The 23599-nt window shown below is 59.9% G+C and carries 33 protein-coding genes and 1 pseudogene; 26 read left to right on the plus strand and 8 right to left on the minus strand.

Annotated features, from left to right (window positions below):
• Window positions 1-4: 4 nt before the first annotated feature.
• The 5 genes from ACMVPR_RS08150 to ACMVPR_RS08170 all read left to right on the plus strand — a co-directional run bounded on the left by ACMVPR_RS08150 (window position 5) and on the right by ACMVPR_RS08170 (window position 4112).
• Window positions 5-742, plus strand: coding sequence for a F0F1 ATP synthase subunit delta (locus ACMVPR_RS08150; protein WP_416882425.1), 738 nt, complete (start codon window positions 5-7; stop codon window positions 740-742).
• Window positions 732-2255: a F0F1 ATP synthase subunit alpha gene (locus ACMVPR_RS08155; protein ID WP_416882426.1), complete on the plus strand. Its 1524-nt coding sequence runs from the start codon at window positions 732-734 to the stop codon at window positions 2253-2255. Before ACMVPR_RS08150 ends, ACMVPR_RS08155 begins: the two co-directional genes overlap by 11 nt.
• Window positions 2252-3106 carry a F0F1 ATP synthase subunit gamma gene (locus ACMVPR_RS08160; protein WP_416882427.1) on the plus strand — a complete coding sequence of 285 codons (855 nt, stop codon included), beginning with the start codon at window positions 2252-2254 and terminating at the stop codon, window positions 3104-3106. Before ACMVPR_RS08155 ends, ACMVPR_RS08160 begins: the two co-directional genes overlap by 4 nt.
• Window positions 3107-3288: 182 nt before the next feature.
• Window positions 3289-3705 carry a hypothetical protein gene (locus tag ACMVPR_RS08165; protein ID WP_416882428.1) on the plus strand — a complete coding sequence of 139 codons (417 nt, stop codon included), beginning with the start codon at window positions 3289-3291 and terminating at the stop codon, window positions 3703-3705.
• A gap of 44 nt (window positions 3706-3749) precedes the next feature.
• Window positions 3750-4112: a hypothetical protein gene (locus ACMVPR_RS08170; RefSeq protein ID WP_416882429.1), complete on the plus strand. Its 363-nt coding sequence runs from the start codon at window positions 3750-3752 to the stop codon at window positions 4110-4112.
• A gap of 73 nt (window positions 4113-4185) precedes the next feature.
• Here the strand turns inward: ACMVPR_RS08170 and ACMVPR_RS08175 are convergent, their stop codons facing one another.
• Window positions 4186-4521: a DUF1992 domain-containing protein gene (locus ACMVPR_RS08175; RefSeq protein WP_416882430.1), complete on the minus strand. Its 336-nt coding sequence runs from the start codon at window positions 4519-4521 to the stop codon at window positions 4186-4188.
• Window positions 4522-4771: 250 nt separating this feature from the next.
• Here ACMVPR_RS08175 and ACMVPR_RS08180 point away from each other — a divergent pair, with 250 nt between their 5' ends.
• From ACMVPR_RS08180 to ACMVPR_RS08225, 10 genes are all read left to right on the plus strand, one after another.
• On the plus strand, window positions 4772-6223 hold the full coding sequence (locus ACMVPR_RS08180; protein ID WP_416882431.1) for a YfcC family protein: 1452 nt from the start codon (window positions 4772-4774) through the stop codon (window positions 6221-6223).
• Window positions 6220-7443 carry an arginine deiminase gene (locus ACMVPR_RS08185; protein WP_416882432.1) on the plus strand — a complete coding sequence of 408 codons (1224 nt, stop codon included), beginning with the start codon at window positions 6220-6222 and terminating at the stop codon, window positions 7441-7443. Before ACMVPR_RS08180 ends, ACMVPR_RS08185 begins: the two co-directional genes overlap by 4 nt.
• 10 nt (window positions 7444-7453) lie before the next feature.
• A complete protein-coding gene (gene argF, locus ACMVPR_RS08190) occupies window positions 7454-8455 on the plus strand; it encodes an ornithine carbamoyltransferase (RefSeq protein ID WP_416882433.1) in 1002 nt (333 codons plus the stop codon).
• A gap of 1 nt (window position 8456) precedes the next feature.
• Complete coding sequence (gene arcC, locus ACMVPR_RS08195; protein WP_416882434.1) at window positions 8457-9446, plus strand: carbamate kinase; 990 nt, start codon at window positions 8457-8459, stop codon at window positions 9444-9446.
• Complete coding sequence (locus ACMVPR_RS08200) at window positions 9443-10165, plus strand: GNAT family N-acetyltransferase (protein WP_416882435.1); 723 nt, start codon at window positions 9443-9445, stop codon at window positions 10163-10165. The genes arcC and ACMVPR_RS08200 overlap by 4 nt, the downstream gene beginning before the upstream one ends.
• 102 nt (window positions 10166-10267) lie before the next feature.
• Window positions 10268-10489: a hypothetical protein gene (locus ACMVPR_RS08205; protein ID WP_416882436.1), complete on the plus strand. Its 222-nt coding sequence runs from the start codon at window positions 10268-10270 to the stop codon at window positions 10487-10489.
• 366 nt (window positions 10490-10855) lie between these two features.
• The gene (locus ACMVPR_RS08210) at window positions 10856-11491 is read left to right on the plus strand and encodes an OmpA family protein (protein WP_416882437.1); all 636 of its coding nucleotides are present in this window, start codon (window positions 10856-10858) and stop codon (window positions 11489-11491) included.
• A gap of 92 nt (window positions 11492-11583) precedes the next feature.
• Window positions 11584-11757, plus strand: coding sequence for a CsbD family protein (locus tag ACMVPR_RS08215; protein WP_416882438.1), 174 nt, complete (start codon window positions 11584-11586; stop codon window positions 11755-11757).
• A 117-nt stretch (window positions 11758-11874) separates the two neighbouring features.
• Window positions 11875-12015 carry a hypothetical protein gene (locus tag ACMVPR_RS08220; RefSeq protein ID WP_165617216.1) on the plus strand — a complete coding sequence of 47 codons (141 nt, stop codon included), beginning with the start codon at window positions 11875-11877 and terminating at the stop codon, window positions 12013-12015.
• An 80-nt stretch (window positions 12016-12095) separates the two neighbouring features.
• Window positions 12096-12260, plus strand: a complete 165-nt coding sequence (locus tag ACMVPR_RS08225; protein WP_416882439.1) for a DUF3309 family protein — start codon at window positions 12096-12098, stop codon at window positions 12258-12260.
• Window positions 12261-12283: 23 nt separating this feature from the next.
• On the opposite strand, the gene ACMVPR_RS08230 is transcribed toward ACMVPR_RS08225, so the two are convergent.
• Complete coding sequence (locus ACMVPR_RS08230; protein ID WP_416882440.1) at window positions 12284-13012, minus strand: Crp/Fnr family transcriptional regulator; 729 nt, start codon at window positions 13010-13012, stop codon at window positions 12284-12286.
• Window positions 13013-13165: 153 nt separating this feature from the next.
• Between ACMVPR_RS08230 and ACMVPR_RS08235 the strand changes: the two genes are divergently transcribed.
• The 3 genes from ACMVPR_RS08235 to ACMVPR_RS08245 all read left to right on the plus strand — a co-directional run bounded on the left by ACMVPR_RS08235 (window position 13166) and on the right by ACMVPR_RS08245 (window position 15093).
• Entirely contained in the window at window positions 13166-13402 is a 237-nt protein-coding gene (locus ACMVPR_RS08235) for a hypothetical protein (RefSeq protein WP_416882441.1), read from the plus strand.
• A gap of 89 nt (window positions 13403-13491) precedes the next feature.
• Complete coding sequence (locus ACMVPR_RS08240; protein ID WP_416882442.1) at window positions 13492-13836, plus strand: hypothetical protein; 345 nt, start codon at window positions 13492-13494, stop codon at window positions 13834-13836.
• Between the two features lie 6 nt (window positions 13837-13842).
• Complete coding sequence (locus ACMVPR_RS08245) at window positions 13843-15093, plus strand: cation:proton antiporter (protein ID WP_416882443.1); 1251 nt, start codon at window positions 13843-13845, stop codon at window positions 15091-15093.
• A 177-nt stretch (window positions 15094-15270) separates the two neighbouring features.
• Here ACMVPR_RS08245 and ACMVPR_RS08250 read toward each other — a convergent pair whose 3' ends face one another.
• Together ACMVPR_RS08250 and ACMVPR_RS08255 are read right to left on the minus strand one after the other, a co-directional pair.
• Window positions 15271-16236: a transglutaminase family protein gene (locus ACMVPR_RS08250; RefSeq protein WP_416882444.1), complete on the minus strand. Its 966-nt coding sequence runs from the start codon at window positions 16234-16236 to the stop codon at window positions 15271-15273.
• A 283-nt stretch (window positions 16237-16519) separates the two neighbouring features.
• Window positions 16520-16990 carry a hypothetical protein gene (locus ACMVPR_RS08255; RefSeq protein ID WP_416882445.1) on the minus strand — a complete coding sequence of 157 codons (471 nt, stop codon included), beginning with the start codon at window positions 16988-16990 and terminating at the stop codon, window positions 16520-16522.
• Between the two features lie 14 nt (window positions 16991-17004).
• Between ACMVPR_RS08255 and ACMVPR_RS08260 the strand changes: the two genes are divergently transcribed.
• Window positions 17005-17220: a hypothetical protein gene (locus ACMVPR_RS08260; protein ID WP_416882446.1), complete on the plus strand. Its 216-nt coding sequence runs from the start codon at window positions 17005-17007 to the stop codon at window positions 17218-17220.
• Window positions 17221-17654: 434 nt separating this feature from the next.
• Here ACMVPR_RS08260 and ACMVPR_RS08265 read toward each other — a convergent pair whose 3' ends face one another.
• Complete coding sequence (locus ACMVPR_RS08265; protein ID WP_416882447.1) at window positions 17655-17999, minus strand: hypothetical protein; 345 nt, start codon at window positions 17997-17999, stop codon at window positions 17655-17657.
• Window positions 17996-18304: a hypothetical protein gene (locus tag ACMVPR_RS08270; RefSeq protein ID WP_416882448.1), complete on the minus strand. Its 309-nt coding sequence runs from the start codon at window positions 18302-18304 to the stop codon at window positions 17996-17998. Before ACMVPR_RS08270 ends, ACMVPR_RS08265 begins: the two co-directional genes overlap by 4 nt.
• Before the next feature lie 276 nt (window positions 18305-18580).
• On the opposite strand from ACMVPR_RS08270, the gene ACMVPR_RS08275 reads away from it, so the two are divergent.
• The 3 genes from ACMVPR_RS08275 to ACMVPR_RS08285 all read left to right on the plus strand — a co-directional run bounded on the left by ACMVPR_RS08275 (window position 18581) and on the right by ACMVPR_RS08285 (window position 19819).
• Window positions 18581-19006 carry a hypothetical protein gene (locus ACMVPR_RS08275; RefSeq protein WP_416882449.1) on the plus strand — a complete coding sequence of 142 codons (426 nt, stop codon included), beginning with the start codon at window positions 18581-18583 and terminating at the stop codon, window positions 19004-19006.
• Entirely contained in the window at window positions 19003-19416 is a 414-nt protein-coding gene (locus ACMVPR_RS08280) for a hypothetical protein (protein ID WP_416882450.1), read from the plus strand. The genes ACMVPR_RS08275 and ACMVPR_RS08280 overlap by 4 nt, the downstream gene beginning before the upstream one ends.
• A gap of 85 nt (window positions 19417-19501) precedes the next feature.
• Window positions 19502-19819 (plus strand): hypothetical protein, encoded by a 318-nt coding sequence (locus tag ACMVPR_RS08285; protein WP_416882451.1) that lies wholly within the window; start codon window positions 19502-19504, stop codon window positions 19817-19819.
• 58 nt (window positions 19820-19877) lie between these two features.
• Here ACMVPR_RS08285 and ACMVPR_RS08290 read toward each other — a convergent pair.
• A pseudogene (locus ACMVPR_RS08290) lies at window positions 19878-20450 on the minus strand (Crp/Fnr family transcriptional regulator).
• 24 nt (window positions 20451-20474) lie between these two features.
• Window positions 20475-20603: a hypothetical protein gene (locus ACMVPR_RS08295; RefSeq protein WP_300583008.1), complete on the minus strand. Its 129-nt coding sequence runs from the start codon at window positions 20601-20603 to the stop codon at window positions 20475-20477.
• A gap of 158 nt (window positions 20604-20761) precedes the next feature.
• On the opposite strand from ACMVPR_RS08295, the gene ACMVPR_RS08300 reads away from it, so the two are divergent.
• The 4 genes from ACMVPR_RS08300 to ACMVPR_RS08315 all read left to right on the plus strand — a co-directional run bounded on the left by ACMVPR_RS08300 (window position 20762) and on the right by ACMVPR_RS08315 (window position 23405).
• The gene (locus ACMVPR_RS08300; protein WP_300583006.1) at window positions 20762-20998 is read left to right on the plus strand and encodes a hypothetical protein; all 237 of its coding nucleotides are present in this window, start codon (window positions 20762-20764) and stop codon (window positions 20996-20998) included.
• 195 nt (window positions 20999-21193) lie between these two features.
• The gene (locus ACMVPR_RS08305) at window positions 21194-21481 is read left to right on the plus strand and encodes a co-chaperone GroES (RefSeq protein WP_416882452.1); all 288 of its coding nucleotides are present in this window, start codon (window positions 21194-21196) and stop codon (window positions 21479-21481) included.
• A 44-nt stretch (window positions 21482-21525) separates the two neighbouring features.
• Window positions 21526-23163: a chaperonin GroEL gene (groL, locus tag ACMVPR_RS08310; protein WP_416882453.1), complete on the plus strand. Its 1638-nt coding sequence runs from the start codon at window positions 21526-21528 to the stop codon at window positions 23161-23163.
• A complete protein-coding gene (locus ACMVPR_RS08315; RefSeq protein WP_416882454.1) occupies window positions 23160-23405 on the plus strand; it encodes a hypothetical protein in 246 nt (81 codons plus the stop codon). The genes groL and ACMVPR_RS08315 overlap by 4 nt, the downstream gene beginning before the upstream one ends.
• The last annotated feature ends 194 nt before the right edge of the window (window positions 23406-23599 follow it).

Consider the following 23599-nt stretch of genomic DNA (forward strand, 5'->3'; position numbering starts at 1 on the left):
GCGCATGACCCTCGATTGGTGGGGACTGGGTCTTCAAGCCATCAACGTTCTGATCCTCGTCTGGTTGCTCAGCCGCGTGTTCTGGCGTCCGGTTGCCGGGGCCATCACCCGGCGGCAGGAAGCGGCGCAAGCCATGTTGGATGAAGGCAAGACAGCACAAGCGAAAGCCGATGCGGCGCTTGCAGAAGTGGTTGAGGCCCGCGCAGGCATCGCGGCCGAACGCGAAGCCATTCTGGCCGAGGCAAAGGCAACTGCAGACACCACCGCAAAAGCCGCTTTGTCAGAGGCGCGGACCAAGGCCAAGTCTTTAGTGGCCGCCGCGCAAGTCACCATCAACCGAGATACTGACGCCGCGCGCCAGGAAACCGCCGCGCAAGCCTCCGCTCTTTCGGTGGAGATTGCTACCAAGCTCTTGGAGAGGTTCAAAACACCCGCCATTGAAGCCACATTTCTTGATCTGCTGGTCAAAGCCATCGCGGGGATGTCATCGTCGGACCGCAAGGCGCTGGTCGCCTCCGATGCCGATATCGAGATCGTCACCGCGACCGACCCAGAGGACGCTGAAAGAACAATGATAGAAAAGACCGTCATTGACGCTTTGGGCGGCGCGCCCAAGCTGCGGTTCGTCACCGATCCTGATCTGATCGCCGGAGTGGAACTGCGCGGCGCGCATTTCGTGCTGCACAATAGTTGGCGCGCAGACCTCGAAAAACTCCTGAAGGAGATGAAGGATGCGGCCTGATGCCAAGGACTGGCTGACCAACGCACGGGTCGCAGTGCGTCGCGCAAGTCTTGGTCCGCGACCCGAACACAGAGGCCGCGTCGAAGAGATCGGGGACGGTGTGGCGATGATCTCGGGCTTGCGCGATGTGCGGTTGGACGAGGTTCTGCGGTTCGAGGGCGGCCAATTCGGGTTCGCACGGGTTCTGGACCCCGATCTGATTGGCTGCGTATTCATTGACGCCGCGACCAAGGTCGAGGCAGGCGACGCCGTCTTCGGCACGGGCGAAGTCGTGAGCGTGCCTGTGGGAGAGTCGTTGCTCGGACGCATTGTCGACCCACTTGGTCGCCCGCTTGACGGAAAGGGTGTGATCGAGGCCGAGGACCGGTGGCCGATCGAGCGCCCGGCGCCGTCGATCATCGAACGCGATCTGGTGACCCAGCCGGTGCAAACCGGGATACTCGTGATGGACACGCTGTTCGCGCTTGGCCGGGGTCAGCGCGAATTGATCGTCGGCGACGATTCCACCGGCAAAACCACGCTGGCCACCGACGCGATGATCGCGCAGGCGCACAGCGACATGATCTGCGTCTACGTCGCGGTGGGGCAAAAGACCTCCAGCGTGCGCCGCGCCATCGACGCGCTGAAGGCGCATGGGAATTTCGCGCGCTGCATCGTGATGGTCGCCGGCTCCGCCTCTGCGCCGGGGCTGCAATGGATAGCACCCTATGCGGGCGTCACGATGGCGGAGTATTTCCGCGACCAGGGCGGGCACGCCCTTGTGGTGATCGACGACCTTTCCAAACACGCCGCCACACACCGCGAAATCGCCCTCCTGACCCGGCAATCTCCGGGGCGCGAGGCCTATCCGGGGGACGTATTCTACATCCACGCCCGCCTGCTTGAACGGGCGGCCAAGCTGTCAAAGGCGCGTGGCGGCGGGTCCTTAACCGCCTTGCCGATTGCGGAAACCGATGCTGGAAACCTGTCGGCCTATATTCCGACCAACCTGATTTCGATCACCGACGGGCAGATCGTGCTGGATGCCGATCTGTTCCATCAGGGGCAGAAACCGGCTGTGGATGTGGGACTAAGCGTCAGCCGTGTGGGCGGCAAGACCCAGGCGCCTGTGCTGCGCGAGGCGGCCGGCACGCTTCGGCTCGACTATGCGCAGTTTCTGGAACTCGAGGTGTTTACCCGGTTCGGGGGCATGCCCGAAGGTCGGGTCCGCGACCAACTCAGACGCGGGAAAAGGATCCGCGCAATCCTGCGTCAGCCGCAGAATGCACCCCTTCGCCTGGCAGATGAGGTGGCGATCCTGCTCGCCGTGCAGTCGGGACTGCTGGACCCCCTGTCACTTGATGCTGTTGCCGCCTTTCGGGATGAACTGCCGGATATCCTTGACCGGGACGCCGCCGATGCGTTGCGCGTCCTTTCCGGGACCGGGGAGCTGAATGAGACGGCCCGGGCCGCCCTGATGGCCGCGATGACCCGCCTTGCGACGCAGCTTGGCGATGCGGAGCCAGCGACATGACCGAACGACTGGCCGATGTCAGCGCCCGGATCGACGGCATTCGCCAGTTGGGGGCCGTGGTAAACGCGATGAAGGGCATCGCCGCGGCGCGCGCCAACACCGCACGCACCGCGATCAAAGCCGTCGACAGCTATGCCGCCACCATTGCCGCCGCCATATCCGATGCACTTGGCCCCACGAGTCCCGCATCATCGGCCAATATCTCAGAAAGCCAAGCCGACCGCAGAATTGGTCTTTTGGTGTTCTGCGCCGAACAGGGCTTCGCAGGAACCTTCAGCGAACGCGTTCTGGACAGCATCGAAGGCGACCTGCCCGACACCAGCTTGTTTCTGATCGGCACCCGCGGCCTGTCCATCGCTGCCGCGCGTGGGCTCGATCCGGTCTGGTCTGCGCCGATGCCCTCGGACACGCCGGGCATCCCGAAACTGGCCGATCAGATTACCAAGGCGATCTACCGCGCCCTGGGCGAGGGTCGTTTTGAGCGTATGGATATGATCCATGCCGGATGGGCGTCCGGGCAACCTCAAGTCCTCCGGCAGGGTTTGCTGCCGGTCGATCTGTCGGCCCTGCCACCGCCCGAGGCGACACGTCCGCTGACCCAGCTTCCAACGGACGCCCTGATCAGCAGTCTCAGCGGGGAATATCTCCATGCCCTGGTGTGCAAGGCGGCACTGCATGCCTTTGCCGCAGAGAACGAGGCGCGCATGGAGGCCATGTCCGCCGCAGGCAGCCAGATCACGCGCGAGCTGGGCGAATTCGAGGCGACGCTGAGCCAGGTACGACAGGAAGCGATCACAGCCGAAATCATCGAATTGGGGACCGGCACGGCGTCCGCGCGCGACGCAAGGTAGCTTCTTTCAATAACAATGTTGCCGGGGTGTTTTGGCCCTGACTGATCTGGGTCAGCGCGTGGGCGCAAAGTTTGAGCCATGTTTGGACTGGCGAAAGCTTGGTCGTCGCCAGCTTCGGTTCAACAGGTGCGTCACCTACGGCCAATTGCGGCCAGGAAAACAGCACCAGCAAGGATCCCACCATGGCCTATGCCCCCGAACAACTCCGACAGGACCCGCAATACGAGGCTTTTCTTTACGCGCCGCTCGGAGAGGACCACCAAGGTCTTTCTGTCACGGTTCTATCGATGCTGGCTCGGCTGGGTGTAGACCCTTGGACCGAGGCGGCGGATCTTTCCAAATTGCCACGACGCGCTGCGCAGCAGAGGCTAGAGGCGCTGATTGGCAAGTTCCATGACGTGTCGACTCAGGTTTCGGATCGCGGCAGGATCGCTTTGAAGCTTCTTGCCTTTCTTCCCAAGCAGGCGAAGTCGGCAAGTTCGGATTCGGAGAGTGCGATACCAAAACTTGTCATCCCGCTGCGAAAGCCTTGGTTCCCCTGGATCGTCGCGACAGCGTTGATTTTCATCTGGATCACTATGCTCGCTCAAGGCCAGTGACATGAGCTGCTTATCCCAACACCACCGCTGGAAAGGAGCCCGCCATGATAGCGAATGACACGCTCTGGGACCTGGAAGAACGCTTCTGGACACAAGGCGCCGACAGTGCGCGACACATGAGTGCAAAGGGTGCTGTCTTCGTCTTGCCCTTGCCTGCCGGTATTCTCCAGGGCGACGCGCTCTGGAGGGAAAAAGACGTCGCCCAGCGATGGCGGTCAATTGTGATGAGCGAGCGGTATTTGTCTCGCGAGAAGAACCTTGCCGTCCTCGCGTATCGCGTTTCCGCCGAACGGGGCGAAGAGCCGATCTATGAGGCGCTCTGCACCTCGACCTACCTGAACGATGAGGGCACATGGCTGCGTCTGGTACACCAGCAAACGCCGGTTGATCCTGCGCGCAAAGAATGAGCCTGAAGGCGGGATTGTCTGGTTTGCGCCCATTCTATCGAATACAGCACAACAGACGCGGGATCGTGTTCTTCTAAGGCCCCATGAACCGTCGCCGTGCTTCGACGGCTATGTTGTAGCGCATTTCGAGATCGGCGATAAGCGCCATAGCAACGCGTTTGGCCTCCTCACTTTCGGCCTCTCTGTAGCTTTGCTGCGCCGCGTCCAGCAGCTTCTTGATTTTGAATTCCTCGGGCAGTGCGCCTGCTTCGGCCATGATGCGGGCGGCCACTGCGGTTGCCATGTCGACAAAGGCCTCGCCCGAGCGGTCGGGCAGCGGTTTGCCCTCACCTTCGAGGCCGCGCAGCTTGCCTTCCGCAATGGCCTTCTGGATTTGCTGCTCCACGAGGCGCTCAAAGGACTGCGTCATGGTGTATTCCCGCCTTTTCACCAAATACATGTACGCATTTTGACCATAGCCCACCAACCATACTCACCGGTCAAAAAATGGCGCCACTCGAAATCTTGCACGGGCCGACAGCTTTGGTCCGCATTGCATACTCGTCCACAAGACACGCCCCACTAACCTCTGTCAGTCTGCCTGCTGCCATCGTCAAGTAGGCTTGTCACGAAGGCCGCAGTTGATTTTTCGCGGCCCCTGCTGGCAAAGGACGACGTCGATGGAAACCCCCACCCCGCCCGTTACAGAAACTGCGTCCCGCTTCCACTTCCCTTCTGCTTATACCATCCTGTTCGCGCTGATCGTGATCATCGCTGGCCTGACCTGGGTGATCCCTGCCGGTCAGTATGAGCGGGCGGCGTCCGAGGCGCTTGGCAAAGACGTTCCGGTGGCGGGAACCTACGCGCCCACAGACGCCAATCGCCAGGGCTTCTTCGACGTCATCCTGGCCCCCATCGCAGGATTCTACGATCCGGGCAGCTACTCTGCCAATGCCATCGACGTCGCGCTCTTCGTCCTAATAATCGGCGGGTTCATCGGTGTGGTGACGGCCACTGGAGCAATCGATGCGGGCATCAAGCGTGCGATGGCCCGGCTCAAGGGGCGGGAGAAATGGATGATCCCGATCCTCATGGCGCTGTTTGCGGCAGGCGGCTCGACCTATGGCATGGACGAGGAAACGCTGGCCTTCTACGTCATCCTGACGCCGGTGATGATCGCGGCGGGCTATGACGCGCTGACGGCTGTTGCGGTGATCCTTTTGGGCGCCGGAGTCGGTGTGCTCGGCTCGACCGTGAACGCCTTTTCGACCGTGATCGCTTCGGACGCCGCCGGAGTGCCCTTCACTGACGGGCTGATGCTGCGGCTGGTCCTGCTTGCGCTGACCTTCGCCGCGGCCGTCACTTACGTCATGCGGTATGCCGCTCGGGTGAAGGCCGACCCGTCGCAGTCGCTGGTCTTTGACAGAAAGGCCGAGAACGAAACGCATTTCCTGAGCACGACCGAGGCCGCTGCGAGCGACTTTACGGGTTTGCACAAGATCGTCCTGCTTCTCTTCGGCGCGACCTTTGCGGTGATGATCTGGGGCGTGTCCTTGGGCGGCTGGTGGATGGCCGAAATGAGCGGGCTGTTCCTCTTCGCCGGTATCGCCATCGGGTTAATAGGACGGCTGGGCGAAAAGGGACTGGTCGACGCCTTCGTCGGTGGCGCGCGCGACCTGCTAGGCGTGGCGCTGATCATCGGGCTTGCGCGCGGCATCGTCGTGATCATGGACGCGGGCCATATCACCGATACGGTCCTGCATTGGGCCGAAGGCACCGTCGCGGGCCTCAATGAGGTTGTCTTCATCAATGTGATGTACTGGATTCAGGTTGTCTTGTCGTTCTTCGTGCCCTCGACCTCTGGCCTCGCGGTCCTGTCCATGCCCATCCTTGCCCCCGTCGGCGACTTTGCCGGGGTCTCTCGCAGCCTTGTGGTGACCGCGTTTCAGTCGGCAGAAGGCGTGGTCAATCTGGTCACTCCCACCTCTGCGGTTGTGATGGGTGGCCTCGCCATAGGACGGGTGCCCTATGAACGCTGGTTGCGCTTTGTCTGGCCGGTACTTTTGGGTCTCACGATCATTGTCATGGCCGCCCTCAGCCTTGGTGTTCTTTTGCAAGGAACCCAGACATGAGCATCACCTACGGCGTCCATTCCGAGGCGGGCAAACTGCGGCGCGTTCTGGTTCACAAGCCCGGTGCCGCCATGGCGCGGCTCACACCTGCCAACTGCGCCGAGCTGCTGTTCGATGATGTGATGTGGGTCAAGCAAGCGCGGATTGACCATATGACCTTTACCGATGCGATGCGCAATCGCGGGGTCGAAGTGGTTTATCTGCGCCAGTTGCTGATGGAAACGCTGAAAGACATGGACGCTCGCCGCTGGCTGCTGGAGGCTCGGATCAACGACAATACTGTCGGCGTCGGTCTGGCGGATGACCTCATGGCCCACCTGATGGAGGTCGACGCCGATCTGTTGTCGACCATTCTGATAGGTGGAATGAGCCGGGCCGAACTGCCGATCCCGGACAAGGTTGTGTTGGCCCCCATGCTGGAGCCAGCAGATTTCATCCTCGCGCCGCTGCCTAACCACCTCTTCACCCGCGACACGACCTGCTGGATCTACGGTGGCGTCACTCTCAACCCGATGCACTGGCCCGCGCGACGACTGGAAACGTTGAACCTTGCCGCAATCTATCGATTCCACCCAGACTTCAAGGACGCGGGTTTTCCCGTCTGGTGGGGCGACCCGATGCAGGATCACGGCCCGGCGACGGTCGAAGGCGGGGATGTCATGCCCATCGGAAACGGCACCGTACTGGTCGGCATGGGTGAACGTACAACACCGCAGGCCGTGGGCCAAGTCGCGCGCGGACTATTCGCCGGAGGTGGTGCCACCCGTGTCATCGCTTGCCAGTTTCCTCGCTCGCGCGGGCCAATGCACCTGGATACGGTCTTTACCTTCTGCGACCGCGATCTTGTCACGGTCTTTGACGAAGTCACCGACGCCATCCGTTGTTACAGCTTGCGCCCCGGCAAAGGTGAGGACATCGAGGTCGAGGCCGAGACAAAACCGTTTCTTGAGGTCGTGGCCGCCGCCCTTGGCCTCAAGAAACTGCGCACCGTCCCAACCGGCGGCGATGCCTACGAATCCGCCCGCGAACAGTGGGATGACGCCAACAACCTGCTGTGTCTCGAGCCCGGCGTCGTCGTCGGATACGAGCGTAACGTCTACTCCAACACCCTTCTGCGCAAGGCGGGTGTCGAGGTCATCACCATCCCCGGATCGGAACTTGGACGCGGGCGCGGTGGATCACACTGCATGACCTGCCCCCTGATCCGCGACCCCATTTAAGGAACATCCCATGCCACAGAACCTTCGCGGACGCAGTTTCATTAAGCTGCTCGATTTCACGCCAGACCAAATTCGGCACCTGTTGCACCTCGCAGCCTCCCTCAAGATGGCCAAGGCAGGCGGATATGAACAGCAAAAACTTCAAGGCAAGAATATTGCCCTGATCTTCGAGAAGGACAGCACCCGCACCCGCAGCGGGTTCGAAGTAGCCGCCTACGATCAAGGCGCGCATGTCACCTATCTGGGGCCATCGGGCAGCCATATCGGCCACAAGGAAACGATGAAGGACACCGCGCGCGTGCTGGGCCGGTTCTATGACGGCATCGAATACCGCGGCTTTGGCCAAAAGGATGCCGAAGTGTTGGCGGAGTTCTCCGGCGTGCCGGTGTTTAACGGGCTGACGGATGATTTCCACCCGACACAGATCCTCGCCGACCTGATGACCATGCGCGAGTTCACGCACAAACACCTGTCTGACATCGCCTTTTGCTTCATGGGGGATGCAGGCAACAACATGGGCTCAAGCCTGATGGTGGGCGCCGCCCTGATCGGCATGGACATCCGCCTGTGTGGCCCACGAAGCTGTTGGCCTGACGCGGGCCTCGTCACGCAGTGCCGGACCATCGCGGAATCTACAGGAGCCCGGATAACTCTGACCGAGAAGCATGCCGAAGGATTGGAAGGGGCCGATTTCGTCTATACGGATGTCTGGGTTTCGATGGGCGAACCGGACGAGGTCTGGGAGGAGCGGATCGCCCTGCTGTCGCCCTATCAGGTCGACACAAAGGTCATGGAGATGACCGGCAACGCTTACGCCAAGTTCCTCCACTGCCTTCCTGCCTTCCACAACCGTGACACAGAAGTGGGCGAAACGACGTTCCAGAAATTCGGAATCGACTGCATGGAAGTGACCGACGCGGTTTTTGAATCCCCCGCATCCGTCGTCTTTGATCAGGCAGAGAACCGGATGCACACGATCAAGGCGGTCCTCGTCGCCACAATGGGGGGCTGAGATGCGCCTGGTCGTGGCCCTTGGCGGCAACGCACTTTTGCAGCGTGGAGAGCCGATGACGGCCGAAGCGCAGCACACGAATGTGCGGATCGCTGCAACGGCGCTGGCAGACCTGGCCCGCGATCATCAGATTGTCGTGGCGCATGGCAACGGGCCACAGGTCGGCCTTCTGGCGCTGCACGGCGCGGCGTATGATCCGGCAAAGCCTTGGCCGCTGGATGTGCTGGGCGCCGAAACCGAGGGCATGATCGGATATCTGATCGAGCAGGAATTGATGAACGCCCTGCCCGAGGGATCGCAATGCGCCACCCTGCTGAGCAGGGTCGAGGTCGATCCGAGAGATCCCGCCTTTGAAAATCCAAGCAAGCCCATTGGCCCTGTTTACACGAAGGCTGAGGCACAGCAGGCTGCGAAAGATCATGGCTGGACGATGATAGCCGAAGCAACAGGCGGCCAGCGCCGTGTCGTTGCCTCGCCCCTACCCATCAGGATCGTGGGGCTGGACGCCATCAAGGTCCTTCTGGGCGCAGGACACATTGTGATCTGCGCCGGGGGTGGCGGCATCCCCGTCATGCGTAACGCGGATGGAGAGATGATGGGCGTGGAGGCGGTCATCGACAAGGACAGAACGTCAGCCCTTCTTGCCCTTGGTCTCGACGCGGACGCGCTCTTGCTGCTGACTGACGTACCAGCCGTCTACCGAGATTTTGGCGCTCCAAGTCAGAGCGCTATCGGCACGACAACGCCAGCAAAACTTGAGAACCTTGACCTTCCACCCGGGTCGATGGGTCCCAAAGTCGCCGCTGCGGTGGCCTTTGCAACCGCCAGTGGCAAACTCGCCGGAATAGGACAGCTGACAGATGCCCGCGCCATCATCGAGGGCCGTGCCGGGACACGCATTCTGGATGAAATGCCCAAGACGCGGCAAGGCGCGACAGATGAAACTTTGGCAGGGCAACAAGGCGTATCAGCCGTTCGAGGCAAGCGGTGAAACTCATCCCTTTCCCAACAACCCCCAAAAACGGCGTATCCGTTCTCGTGAGAGAAGTGACACCGTCAGATCGCCATTTGTTGGAGATTGGTTTCGCGCATTTGTCTGATCGTGCGCGATATTTTCGGTTTCTGGGGGCGCACAACACCCTCTCCGAGAAAGAGCTGGACAAATTCGCAGCCGCAAACGACCCGGACCACGTCGCGGTCGGAGCTTTGCTCATAGATGGACCAATACCAAACCCGATTGGCATCGCTCGATATATACGGCTGCCCGATCAAAAGCATATTGCTGAAATTGCAGTCACCATTGTGGATAGCCATCAACATCAGGGCCTGGGCAATCTTTTCCTTGGAGTGCTGGCGAAATTCGCGAAGCGCGGCGGAGTTACCGAGTTCAATGCTTTGGTTCACAGCGAAAATACAGCAATGCTGGGGCTTCTGGATCAATTCGGCGGCGTCCAAAGAGCACTTGGCGGCAAAGATATTGAGGTTACATTTCCGGTCTCTGCCATTTCCGTGCAAGTTCCCAATTCAACGCCATACAAGTGCGAAACGCCGAGTGAAGCCGCCTCGGCAATCATCAATCGAACGTCGGCTAAACTCCGCCGGTTTGCGAACTTGCATCCGCAACTACCGGGAATAATAGGTCCAGACCAACCTACATCAGTGTGGGAGAACGAGGGCGGCGCGATAGTCCCCAGTGTTCCCCGAAATTAGGTGAACGTGTAACCAGTCCGAGTGAGCTAGAGGCACGTGGGGCAGACTGTCCCCCGTCCCGCGTGTTTCCTCCCAAAGGACCGTCCGCGAAAGGACAAGTCAATGACACCCGAAACCAATAAATCCACGAACGTCGCCGACAAGATGAAGACCGTGAAAGCCGCGTGGGACAAGGCACCCTCCGGCCCCAAGAAAGATGCGGCGCTGAAGCATTACCAGGCGGCCGAGAAGGCCCACACAGCCAAGAACGACGCCGACACACACAAGTCCCTCGACGCTGCGACCACGCTCTCTCATAACGACAGCACAGGTCTGCGCGGCTAAACAAGCCGGGCAGACGTACACGGGGAACCGATCCAGGAGTTCCCACTCAAACCCTCACAACCATTTCATCAAGACCTGATTAAAAAAACTTTCGCCTGGCCGGTCTTTTTGGCGTGTCGCCCGTCATCTTTTTGCCGACGCTCATGGGCAATTCGGGCCGCCGAATATCATTTCATCACCGCCACGCATTGGGAAAGCTGAGTCATCTCGTGGAGTAGGTTTGACGACACAACAGGTTTCAATTCCATAGGCTGATCAGGGTTAGTGCGGTTCTTGAGACAACAGGCGAAAAAGACTCAATCGCCGGGTTCGGAAATAGGCACCACGTCATTTTCTGAAAAGGCTTTCTCCAAAAGGACAAGTTCCATGATCAAGATTACTGGAATTCTCTCTGCCGCAACCATCATCGCACTGACCAGTTGCACCTACAACAATGGTACGCCGAACCAACCTGCAACCGGCGCGGTTATCGGAGGTGTGACAGGCGCAGCTATCGGCAACGCCGTTGGGGATAACACGCGATCCACCATCATCGGCGGCGCGATCGGCGCTGCAGTCGGAGGTGCCATCGGGGCCAACATCGCCCAACAGGAACGCGAGTTGAACCAGCAGCTCGCAGGCACTGGCGCGGTTATCACCAACACCGGCAGCCAGTTGCGTGTTATTCTGCCCGAGGGTGTAACCTTCTCGACAGGGTCCTCCACGGTGGCCTCCAGTTTCAGGCCCGCCCTGCGCGAGGTCGCGCGGTCGCTGGAAGCGCATCCGAATTCAACCGTCCGTGTCGTGGGCCATACCGACAACGTCGGCTCTGCCGCCTACAACATGCAACTGAGCCGGGATCGCGCTCTGGCCGTCGCCCGCATCCTGATCAGGGACGGCGTGTCCTCGTCGCGGATTGCCTATTCCGGTCGCGGCTACAACGAGCCGATCACGACAAACGCCACTGCCGCCGGCAGGGCGCAGAACCGTCGGGTCGAAATCGTGATCACGCCCACGCGCTGACTGTCATCAATGCGAAGGCAGGACATCGCCCGCAGCATAAATCCCGGTCCCAACGGATTTGGCGACCACCTACCCTCAGAAAGGAATACGCAATGGACAAGGATCGGGTGATCGGCTCCGCAAAGGTCGTCAAAGGCAAGGCCAAGGTTGCCGTCGGCAAGGCGGTCGGCGACGCCAAGCTCGAAGCGGAAGGCCAGGTCGACAAGGTCGAGGGCAAGGTTCAGAACGCTGTCGGCGGCATCAAGGATACGATCCGTGACGCCTAGAGCCCCAGTGCGTCGAGCGTCCACTCATTCGAAGGCAATGGTCCCGGCGGCGCGGCTTCCTAGCGATCAATGTTCCATCTTTGCCAAGAGCTCAACGTGCCAGCGAGGACAGTTCCAATGAGCCGAAATCTTCTTCTCGTCTTGATCGGAGTCCTCGCGGTCTGCCTCATCGGCGCAGGCTATTTCTACTATCAGGAACGCCAAAGCGGCATCGATATCGAGATCAACGAGCATGGCGTGACCATCGAGGGGAACTGAAACGACCGGCCTCGCGGCGCACAGGTCACCATCGGGACTCCCCGCATGGCGAGCAGCGCCCCACCAACGGAGAAAGCACTATGTCACTCGGTACAATCCTGATCATCATTCTTGTTATTTTTCTTCTCGGCGGATTCAGCGGACGCTTTGGTGGCTATGGCTATGGCTTCGGTCATGCCGGAACCGGTGTGCTTGGCAGCGTTCTGATCATCGTGGTCATCCTAATGCTGCTGGGCCGCATCTAATGGCAGGCAAATACAGCACGACTTCAACGGAGTAGTGGCCCTTTCTGATCCATGTAAGATGGATCAAACTCGGCGAATTTGGCCAGTTGATCATAGTCATCGAACGCGACGAACCCGTCCCGAAACGTGACCATTCCCGCTTCGCGCAACTGCCTCAGCACCCGGTTGACGTGGACGGCACTAAGCCCAAGCGCGTCAGCCAGAAGGTATTGCGTCAGCGGACAGGCATAGCCGTCCTTGCTCCCCAGTCCGACCAAGGCAAGCCTCGCACCAAGCTCCAGCAGGAAATGCGCCATGCGCTCGGCTGCATCGCGGCGTCCTACATCCACCAGATGCTCGACCACCATCGCCTCGTCCCGGGACGCGGCCCACAGAACTGCGGTGGCCAGCCGGGGCGTTTGCGCAAATGCATCCAGAAGGTCGGCAACATGGATTTCCGTCACCTCGATATCCGTCACGGGCTCTATGCTGTGATCCGACACCTTCAAAAGCACACTGCGAAACCCCAGGAAATCGCCGGGGATCTGGAAATCCACGATCTGCCGCTGACCATCCTCAAGAAGCTTGTAGGAACAGGCCCAGCCAGAGGCGAGGATATAGGCGGCCTGATCCGATTGCCCCTGATGGACAATATCGCGCCCCGCCACGAACGTACGGCGGCGCTTGTGCAAGGACGCAAGCACCGACAATTCGGGGTCCGACAGGGCGACGAATGCGCCAAGCTTGCGGACAAGCGGTGTGTTTTCGATCATATGTCCCTCTTCGGCAGTCAGCGAAGTCCTAGCAAAAGAAATCGCACCCGGGACTGATGTCCATCAGCACAGCATAGCAGATTTCTTGCAAGTCTGCCTCGCAAGCAGCACGGGTACCTCCCGCGTCGCACTTGGCGGAAAGGTCAACACCCCATGACGGACGACCAAATGCATTCAGGAATGGCCGCGCTTACCATCTGCGAAGCCCTGCTTCTCGCACTGAATGACGCACAGATTTTGCCCGAGAAAGAAATCATGGGTGTCCTCAAGGATGCAGCTGAAACCCATGAGAACGCGGTCGGGTCCGAAGCTGATGTCGTAAAGCACCGCGCCGCTGCAGCACTGATCCGCCGGATCATCGCCGGAGGGAATTCAGTCCGCAGACCGTGACTTAGCGTATGCCGCGTTTGGGTCAGACGATCATGGCGCGGTCCCTTGGGGCTGGGAGAAACACTGCAAGCACATGAATGGAGACCTCCATGAAACATCCCCAAAAACCAGCCACTTCGTCTGCGCCCAAGTCGCAAGGCATGACGCGTGACGCCAACAAGAAAATCAAGAAGACGCCTGCACAAAACGAACCTGATGCGGGTGGCTACAGCGGTGTCAAGGTCGACCGGCCCGGCTTTGACCTGAGTGGATCGTCTGATGACACACATGCCGGGACCGGGTTGGGCCTTGGCAATGATGCGTTCGAAACACCCGGTGACAGACGGCTTCCAGGACGGCGGCTTGACAACAAACTGACGATCCCACGCTGGTGTGGGCCCGAGCCTGATGGCCCAACCAAGCCTTCCAGTAAGTCGGCACGCCGCAAAACGTAGGTTTCGATGAACGCTCTCCAGATCGCAACACTACTGATCGTCTTCGCCGGGGCTTTTGGAGCCGTTAATCACATCATTTTTCGATTGCCATCGGCCATCGGCATCCTGATCGTTGCCTTTGTCGCATCCCTTGGCGTCCTCGGACTGGACGCGTTCAATCCCAATCTAGGCGTTGCCGAGGAGATGCGACGGTTCGTGGCCGACGCCGAGTTTTCCCGGACCCTGCTCGAAGGAATGCTGGGCCTGCTGCTGTTCGCAGGGGCCCTGCATGTCCGCGTCGAGGACCTGCGTGAACAGGCATGGACGATCGCGGTCATGGCGACACTGAGAGTAGCGCTTTCGGTCACGATCGTCGGATTTGGCTTCCATTGGGTCACCGGCATGCCGTTGCTGGTCGCACTGGTCTTCGGCGCGCTAATCTCGCCAACCGATCCGGTGGCCGTGCTGGGCGTCATGAGCCAAGCCAAACTGCCGAAGTCGCTTGAGGCCAAGATCATCGGGGAATCGCTGTTCAACGACGGCGTTGGCTACGTGGTATTTCTGGTGCTGGTCGGTCTGGCCTTCCAACCGGTCGGCGGGCATGCGGCCGCCGACCCAATCAGCATCATCCTGTTTTTCATGAAGGAAGTCGGCGGCGGCGCGCTGCTCGGCGGTGTCCTTGGATTTCTGGTCTACCGGGTGATGCGCCGGATCGACGACTATCCCCTCGAAATCCTGCTCTCGCTCGGGCTGGCCTTGGGGGGGTACCAGCTTGCTGTGGCGCTTGATGTTTCAGGTCCGATCATGGCCGTGGTGGCCGGGCTGTTCATCGGAGATATCGGCATCAAACATGGCATGTCGAAGAAGACCCAGACATACCTTAACGGGTTCTGGACCGTCATCGACGAGGTTCTCAACGCCGTTCTGTTTCTTCTCATCGGCGTCGAAGTCTTCGTCGTCACGCTGAACTTCGATACGATTTCCGCAGGGGTCGCCGCGATTGGCCTGTCTCTGATCGGACGCCTTGTGGCTGTTGCGCTGCCGGTCACATTGATCAAGCCGTTTCGAGAATATTCGAGTGGGGTGGTTCCAATCATGACGTGGGGTGGGCTCAAGGGGGGTATCTCGGTTGCTCTCGCACTCAGCTTGCCAGACAACGCGTGGAAGCCCCTGATCCTCACCGCAACGTTCATTGCCGTCATCTTCTCGATCATCGTGCAAGGGCTCACCATCGCGCCTCTGGCCAGATTTCTGAGGCGAGAACCGGCGTCGAATTAGGACACGCCCATCACGCAGGGGTTGGTTGAGTGGCCTTCGTCGCGTCTTCAAACCTCAAACCAGCGCTGGGGTTTGAGAGTTCTTCCTTTGCTCAATCGCTTGTCCAAGACGAGAACCGACCGACACAAGGTCTAACGGAAGGCACGAAAACCCGTGGCATTCACTTGCAGGCCAACCCTAGCTTATCTGTGCAAAGTCCATTTCGCTGCGTTCCGCCATAGCCGCTGCATGATCCTGGACTGCGAGACGAACCGAAACTTGGACCGCGAGATCGCAAGGGGCACCCTGCCCTCCTGAGAAACTGCCTGAGACGGGTATGACCTGGTGAATGTCACGGCCGACTGCCACCGGCACAAGGTTCTGCGACCCGACGCTTCGGTTTGTGGGGTCGAAGGCGATCCACCCTGCGCCGGGCAGGTATACCTCGACCCAGGCATGGGTAGACCCGGTACCTGCGGACCCGATAAGGCTGTCTTCTTGATCGGACAGGTAGCCGGAGACGATGCGAGCCCCAAGTGCAAGCTTGCGGGCTGCCTCTGCAAGCAGGACCGCGAAATCGCGGCACGAGCCCCATCCCCGATCGAGGATCTCGATCGGCGACTGGGTGCCTTTGTCATCGCGGCACTGATAGGAAATCTGCGTAAACACGCCGTTGCTGATGTCCTTCAGCAGAGACAACGTGTCTGTCGGGCGCGCCATGACAAAGCCTTCGACCCATTGGGCAAGGCGGCCATCGACGTCATCGTGTTGCGGCACCGTCAACGCACCTAGGTCCGTCCATTCGTCGGCGGCGTAAACAAAGGGGTATTGGGCGGCCGAGGCCGCGATGGCAAACACCGGCCAGGCTGGCGCGGTCAGTTCCACGCTGGCGCGGCTTTCGATCACCAGATGATCTGTCGGACCGTCAAAGATGGCCGTGGCGATCGCGTTGCCCGCCACGTCATGCGCCCAGGTCACGGTCGCCGCCGGGGTAATGAACAGCTCGTTAGAGAAGAGACCCAATTCCCGCGTTTCGCGGGGACGTAGCATCAACCTGTGCGGTCCGAGAGAGACCGCCTGACGGTACCGGTAGGTTGTGGTGTGAACGATGTCGAGGCAGGTCAAAAAAGGCGTCCAGTGTGGTTCGAGGAAGACGGCACGCACGCCGATGCGGATCAGCGGCGGCGAGATGACCCGGCGCTATCGGGCACGGCGTTTCGCCAGGCTTTTAATCCCTTGCAGCGCCTGCAGATCCGCTCTCCGAACCCTTCGCTCCAGAACAGGGTTTCGCACCGCAGGCATTGGCGTTCCTGCGGAACGTCGCGCCGAGCCCTTACGGTCACGGTGTATGACATTGCGCCTTCGGCCATGGCCCTGCCCGACATCAAGTCTGTCCCGTTAAGTGGTGGCTGCGCGATCGCGACAGCGTTTCCGATCTTCAAGGCATTCATTCGTTCTCAGCGACCCGGATTGACGCATCGTCCCGCGTTCTTTGAGTGGTCTTCGCCGACGCCGGCCCATTCAGATCGGGATCAGGCGCCCCACGCTCAGAATAGAGATGTCGCAAATGCGCCTCGGAGACTCCGTCAGCCTTCATCACGAGACGCACCATTGGATCTGCCAGCATTTCCTCGAGAAAGAGCTCGGACAACGCCTTGCCCGTCAGCTTGTCCCTGGCGCGTGCGTGGTCGAGGTCGGCAAGGGAAACGGTCAGGGCCCGCGCAAGCCCGGGATGCGATATCCGGGGATGAAGCTTCACCAGGACGGAGGCCTTCCAGGCTGCCGGATCCTTTTGATCCGGGGGTGAAACCAACTCCGTTTCGATCTCGTAATCTCCCGCCGGCAGCGTCTCGTTGAAGCCGGGTACAGTGAACGGTCGGGCGAACACCGCGACGGTCTTGCTCGTCAGATCTTCCATCGCTTGGCTCCTCCATGTTGCTGCTGCAGGTGGCCCGCGCCCCCTTTGAGAATGCGGCGCGCGGCCTTTATACGTCTCAAGATGTCTTGGATTTCGCTGGCGCTTCCTTGACGGCGGCCTTGGGCTCGTTCGCCTTGGCTGGTGCTTTTGCTGTTTCGGCAGGCTTCGGCTTAATTGCGGCCACAGCCCTGGCGGCCAGGTCCTTGAAGGACATGTCATCGATCCTTTGATTGGCCGATGCTAAATTCCTCGTCCATGTCGGACCGGGATACTTTGCATCGATGTTACCTATATGGGGACTGGCTACCAGATTTACGATGGTGCACAGCGAAGGAAACAAGGTCCGTCAGCCGAATTCATCGGTCCAGACATTGAATTCCGTCAAAGTGTTGTCCCCGAATGTCTGGATCAGCGGCACATCGGCGGCATCGCGGCCGCGCGCGATCAGAATTCTCGCAAACCTCGACGAACCGTGGTCTCAAATGATCGATGAACCGCGACTCCGTGTGGGCCATGTAGGCGATCAGAGCTTGCAGGATGCGTTCGCGGGCCAGCACACGCCGTTCGAGATCGGTCAACTCCGAAGCCGGACGTGCAAGAGCTTTCGCTTGTGTCATGGCCTGCTGCGCACCACCCCAAACCATGTCGGTTTACCTTGTCTCGTTCAGAGTTCGAGTTCCGCGAGACAGGCCTGCGCGATGTCGCGGTTCGGAGCGTTGGTTCCAGGCATGGTCGACCAGCCCGCCGCCATGAGCGCGTCGCGCCTCTGGTAGGTCGAGGCGGCCCGGATCGTCTCCATCTTGTCCACCCGCGCCGGGTCGGAGCGCGCCATGTCGAGGCACACCGGTACCATGGAGGCGACGACATCGTCTCTGGACATCGCCATTGCCCTGTCATTCGCGGTTCCGCCGGTCACCCAACCGCCCCATGTGAATCCGACCGTACCTACGAAGACCGCGCCGATCAGCGCGCCATAAATGCCGGGTTTTAGCCATTCGGGAGTGTTCATGTTCCATCCTCCTGCGGGGAAAGCGCCGCATCGCTGTGATTGTTTGTATCGGCCGCGGCCTGATCCTGGCTCAGCGCCTCTTTCAGGTCGTTTTCGGAAATGGCCCTCAACTCGGTGCGTCCGGCATGGTTGCCGCTGCCGCGCACTGTCAGATACGTTGCCGTCCGTCGGTAAGCCTCGAAGCTCAGCCCCTGTAGAAGCTCCTCTTCGACGAGAACTTCGTAGTCGCCCGCCGGTAAATCGCCCGGATATCCTGACAAGGTGAACGGGCTCGAAAACGTAACCGTCGATCTGGTCGACCGCATGGTCATCTCTGATCTCCGCGATGTTGGCAGGTTCGTCGTCCACCGCTGTGAAGGCCCCTTGGATTCCGGCCTGTCCAGTCGAACGATTTCTCTTCTCTTACCTCGGGTTCGTTCACCTTGCGCTGACGCATGTTAGTCCCAGGCAACTAACCGGCTGCGACCTTCCCGGGGGGCACTCGTCCGCACTGACCTGTGTAAGGGCGGGGAAACCGACCCGCGCGTAACCTTTGGGAAACAGGGGCGATCGGCGTTCCTGCAAACAAGGTATTAATGACTATGGCCGACCCCAATGTACTCAACCCGCACCCACCCGAGTTTGACCGGTTTCTCTATGCGTCCGTCGGCGAGGATCGAAACGGATATGTCGTGACGGTCCTCTCCACGCTTGCGCGGCTCGGCCTCGATCCATGGAAAGAAACCGCTGAACTGGTCTCGCTGGGACGCGATGACGCGCGTGCGCGATTGGGCACACTACTCGCTCGATTTCGGGACGTTCCTGCGCTCGCCAGCGATCACGGCAGGATCGCACGGGTCTTGAGTCAGCTGCTCCCCGAAGACCGGGCGTCAGCTAGTCTGAAGCAAGCTGCCACAACCGTTGCCAGTGGCCGCTCGGCAAAAAGCGGAGCGAATTGGGCAATGCTCGCGGTTGTCCTCCTTCTATTTCTCATGTTCATGATTGGCGGATCGGGGTCAGGCGAATGACCGTTTCCGCTCAGACATCGACGCCAATGGGTCATTCTGCGCACAAGAACGGCACGCTATCACCGCGCGAACAGGGCGTTCTCTGGGACATGGAGGAACGCTTCTGGACCAGTGGGGCGGACAACGCGCGGGCGACTACAGCGAACAACGGCATCATGATCTTCCCTTATCCGCCCGGCATCCTTCAGGGCGACCAGATCTGGCCACATCTAAAGCAGAGCACCGGCTGGCGCTCCGTCGCCATGGCCGAACGCCGCGTCACGCGGTGTCATGACATCGCCATTCTCACCTACCGTGTCTCGGCAGAGAAAGCCGACATATCAATCTACAAAGCACTCTGCGCCTCAACATACCTCAACGATGACGACACTTGGCTGAGGATTTCCCACCAGCAAACTGCGGTGAATTGACAAGCAAAGACGCAATCGACCAGCCGCATTCGCCTGGACTAACCTACATCAGTGCGGCGAGGCGCTGACAAAGGTTAGTTGAACCGTGTCCATCGAATATTCGGTGGCGCAGTTTTCCGAGTATCTGAGAAGCGTGTGGGCGTGCCGATCTCCAAAAGATCGGCATGTCGGCGCGCTTCTTATTTCTCGGAACGTCCATGAAAGGACAATCCCAATGACTCCCGAACAAACAAAAACCGCCGACAAGATGAAGTCCGTCAAAGCAGCCTGGGACAAGGCGCCCTCCGGCCCCAAGAAGGACTCTGCTCTGAAGCATTTCCAGGCAGCCGAGAAGGCGCACACGGCGAAGAACGATACCGAGACCAACAAGGAACTCGACGCGGCGACCCACGCCCTCGCGTGACTTTCGGCGTTTGACCTGATCACCGGGGCCGCCTGCCAAACAAGGGAGGGCGGCCCTCTCATTTCAGGAGCGGTCCGATCTGATCCAGATAGGCCAGATCGAATTCGGCAAGGTCCACCAGCCCGCCATAGTCGTGGAACGCCACATGGCCGTCCCGAAAAGTCACCAGTCCGCTCTCGCGTAGCTGCCGCAGGACGCGGTTCACATGGACCGCGCTCAGCCTCAGAGTATCGGCGAGATGGTACTGCGTCAGCGGACAGTCGTAGCCTTCCCTGCTGCCCATCCACACCAACGCCAGCCTTGACCCCAGCTCCAGCAGAAAATGCGCCATGCGCGCTTCCGCATCGCGCCGGCCGATCCCCACGAGATGCTCGACCACCATCGCCTCGTCCCGCGATGCCGCCAAGAGTATGGCCGTGGCGAGTCGCGGGGTCTGCGCGAAGGCCGCCAGAAGATCGGACTTGAGGACCTAGGCGTCCTCGATATCCACGATGGGTTCGAAACTGTGGTCCGAGGTGCGCAAGAGAACACTCCGCAACCCCAGAAAATCCCCCGGCATCTGGAAATCCACGATCTGCCGCGTTCCGTCGGCCTGCAGCTTGTAGGAACAGACCCAACCCGCCGACAGAATATAGGCGGCTTGAGCCGTCTGGCCCTAATGCACCATATCGCGCCCCGCGATAAAGGATCGGCGGCGCTGGTGCAGTCGTTCAAGCACGGCCAGCTCGACATCAGACAGGGCGACGAAGGCCGAGAGCTTGCGGGTCAGGTGGGCTGTGTTCAACTGATGTCATGGGGCCTCCCGGCGTGTCGTGACCCAAGAGCGGAAATCGGCCCGGACACTGCTCTGGATCAGTCAAGCATAAGGCAATTCCTGCGAGAAGTACGGATGTATTTGAACCTCATCTTTCCCGGTTCACGATGCCAAGAAAGGAACCCCGGATGTCCACGGCGAGCGAACATGCAGGCGAGGCCGCCCTGTCGATCTGCGAGGCGCTTCTGCTTGCCTTGAACGATCGTGGACTGCTTCCGGAGCACGAGATCATGGGTGTTCTTCTGGACGCCGCCGCGACACATGAGAACGCCGTCGGCACCGAACTCGAAATGGAAAGGCACCGCGCCGTGGCGCACTTGATCAACGCGATCATCGCTGGCGCTACCTCGGTTAGACGCTTGTGACGTCGAGCGTCGACGAACTGCAGGAGCAGTTATGGATATCGTTTGATTGGAAGCTGAAAGATATTCTTTGAGGCGCTATTGTAGAACCCCTGCTAAGCCATCACTTCTATAGCATTGGCGCTCCGGTATGGCGAGTACCAATGAACTTCCGAACATCGCCATGCTCCCTTTAATATCTGAAGAAGGAGCACTTACGTGTCGTTCAATCCACTCCACGACCGGGTTCTCGTCCGCCGCATCGAAGGCGACGCGAAGACCTCAGGCGGGCTCATTATCCCTGACACCGCAAAAGAGAGGCCGCAGGAGGGTGAAATCGTTGCGGTCGGCGCTGGCGCTAGGGACGAGGATGGCGAGCGCATCGCAATGGACGTCAAGGCTGGCGACCGGTTCCTGTTCGGAAAATGGTCCGGGACCGAAATCAAACTCGACGGCGAAGATCTCATGATCATGAAGGAGAGCGACATTCTCGGCGTCATGACCTGACCCCGACAGCGACGTCGAATTTTCATTCTCAGGAGCGCCCGATCATGTCCGCCAAAGATGTCAGATTCAGTACTGATGCCCGCGACCGTATGCTGAAAGGCATCAACACGCTGGCCAACGCCGTGAAGATCACCCTCGGGCCAAAGGGCCGAAACGTCGTACTCGATAAATCATGGGGTGCGCCACGCATAACAAAGGACGGCGTGTCAGTAGCCAAGGAAATTGAGCTGTCAGACCCCTTCGAAAATATGGGCGCGCAAATGGTCAAAGAGGTGGCGCAGCGCACCAATGACGAGGCGGGCGACGGCACGACGACCGCAACCGTGCTCGCCTATGCGATTGTCCGTGAAGGCATGAAGTCGGTCGCCGCTGGTATGAATCCGATGGATCTCAAGCGCGGGATCGACAAGGCCGTCGCCGCTGTTGTGACCGAAATCAAGGCCATGTCCCGCCCCGTCGGCGACAGCGACGAGATCGCGAAGGTCGGCGCAATTTCGGCAAACGGAGAGGTTGCAATCGGCCAACAGATCGCCGATGCGATGGCTAGGGTCGGCAATGAAGGCGTGATCACCGTCGAGGAAAACAAGGGACTGGTGACCGAGACCGAAGTGGTCGAGGGCATGCAGTTCGACCGTGGCTATCTGAGCCCCTATTTCATCACAAACGCTCAGAAGATGATCGTTGAACTGGATGACTGCGTCATTCTTCTTCACGAAAAGAAGTTGACCTCGCTCGCCTCAATGGTGCCGTTGCTCGAAGCCGTGATCGACGCCGGCAAGCAACTGCTGATCGTGGCCGAGGACATCGAGGGCGAGGCGCTGGCGACGCTGGTCGTCAACAAGCTTCGCGGCGGGTTGAAGGTCGCGGCCGTCAAGGCACCTGGCTTCGGGGATCGCCGGAAAGCGATGATGGAAGATATTGCCGTGTTAACGGGCGGTCAGGTGATTTCCGTGGAAATGGGCACCAAGCTGGAGAACGTTACGCTCGACATGCTTGGAACGGCGAAGAAGGTCGCGATTACCAAGGATGACACGACCATCATTGACGGTGCTGGCGACAAGGACACGATCGCGGCGCGCGTCGCGCAGATCCGGGCGCAGATCGAGGACACAAACTCGGACTACGACAAGGAGAAGCTGCAGGAACGGCTGGCCAAGCTTGCCGGCGGCATTGCCGTGATCCGGGTCGGAGGCGCAACCGAGGTTGAGGTGAAGGAGCGCAAGGACCGCGTCGACGATGCGCTCAATGCCACCCGTGCCGCAGTTCAGGAAGGCGTCGTGCCCGGTGGCGGCGTGGCCCTCGTTCATGCCGGAAAGGTTCTTGCGACCCTGAAGGGTGAGAACAACGATCAGGATGCCGGGATCAAGATCGTCCGCCGCGCAATCCAGGCGCCGCTGCGCCAAATTGCCGGAAATGCCGGGATCGACGGATCGGTCGTTGTCGGTAAGGTGATTGAGAACGACAGCCCGAGCTTCGGTTTCGACGTACAGGCCGAAGAATACGGCGACATGCTGAAGGCCGGTGTCATCGATCCGACGAAAGTCGTTCGGATCGCTCTCGAAAACGCCGCGTCCATTGCCGGGCTATTGATCACGACCGAAGCGATGGTCGCGCAAAAGCCCGAGAAGGCCAGCGCCGGCAGCGAAATGTCCGACATGGGTGCAATGGGCGGAATGATGTGAACGGCGGCGTCCCGTGGGCAGAAGCCCCGGGACACCAATCCACGGTGTTGATGAAAACAAACACCGAGCACTGCTTCGGAAAAAACTCAGAACTAGGAGAAACCAAAATGTCCAAAGGTGATAAGCAACGCGGCAACCGTGAGGCGAAGAAGCCCAAGAAGGTGAAGGAAAAGGTCGTTGCAACAGCCGACTTCACGAAGGGTAAAGCCTTGACCAATCTTGGCGAGCACAAGAAGAAATAGGCGCTGGTTGAAGCCCTATTCGATGCACTCGATAGACACGGCTCTCGATTTCCCCAAGCCACCACTTCTTTGCCTCGACCACTATCTCACCTCGGGCCGAGCTATGCAGAATGCTGCTTGGCAGCGGATACACCAATCCGTCGCAGCAAGCGCGACCTCGCACGAAATCACGCGATCGAAACATGAACATGAGC

It is taken from the genome of Marivita sp. (genome assembly GCF_048006345.1).
GTDB lineage: Bacteria > Pseudomonadota > Alphaproteobacteria > Rhodobacterales > Rhodobacteraceae > Marivita.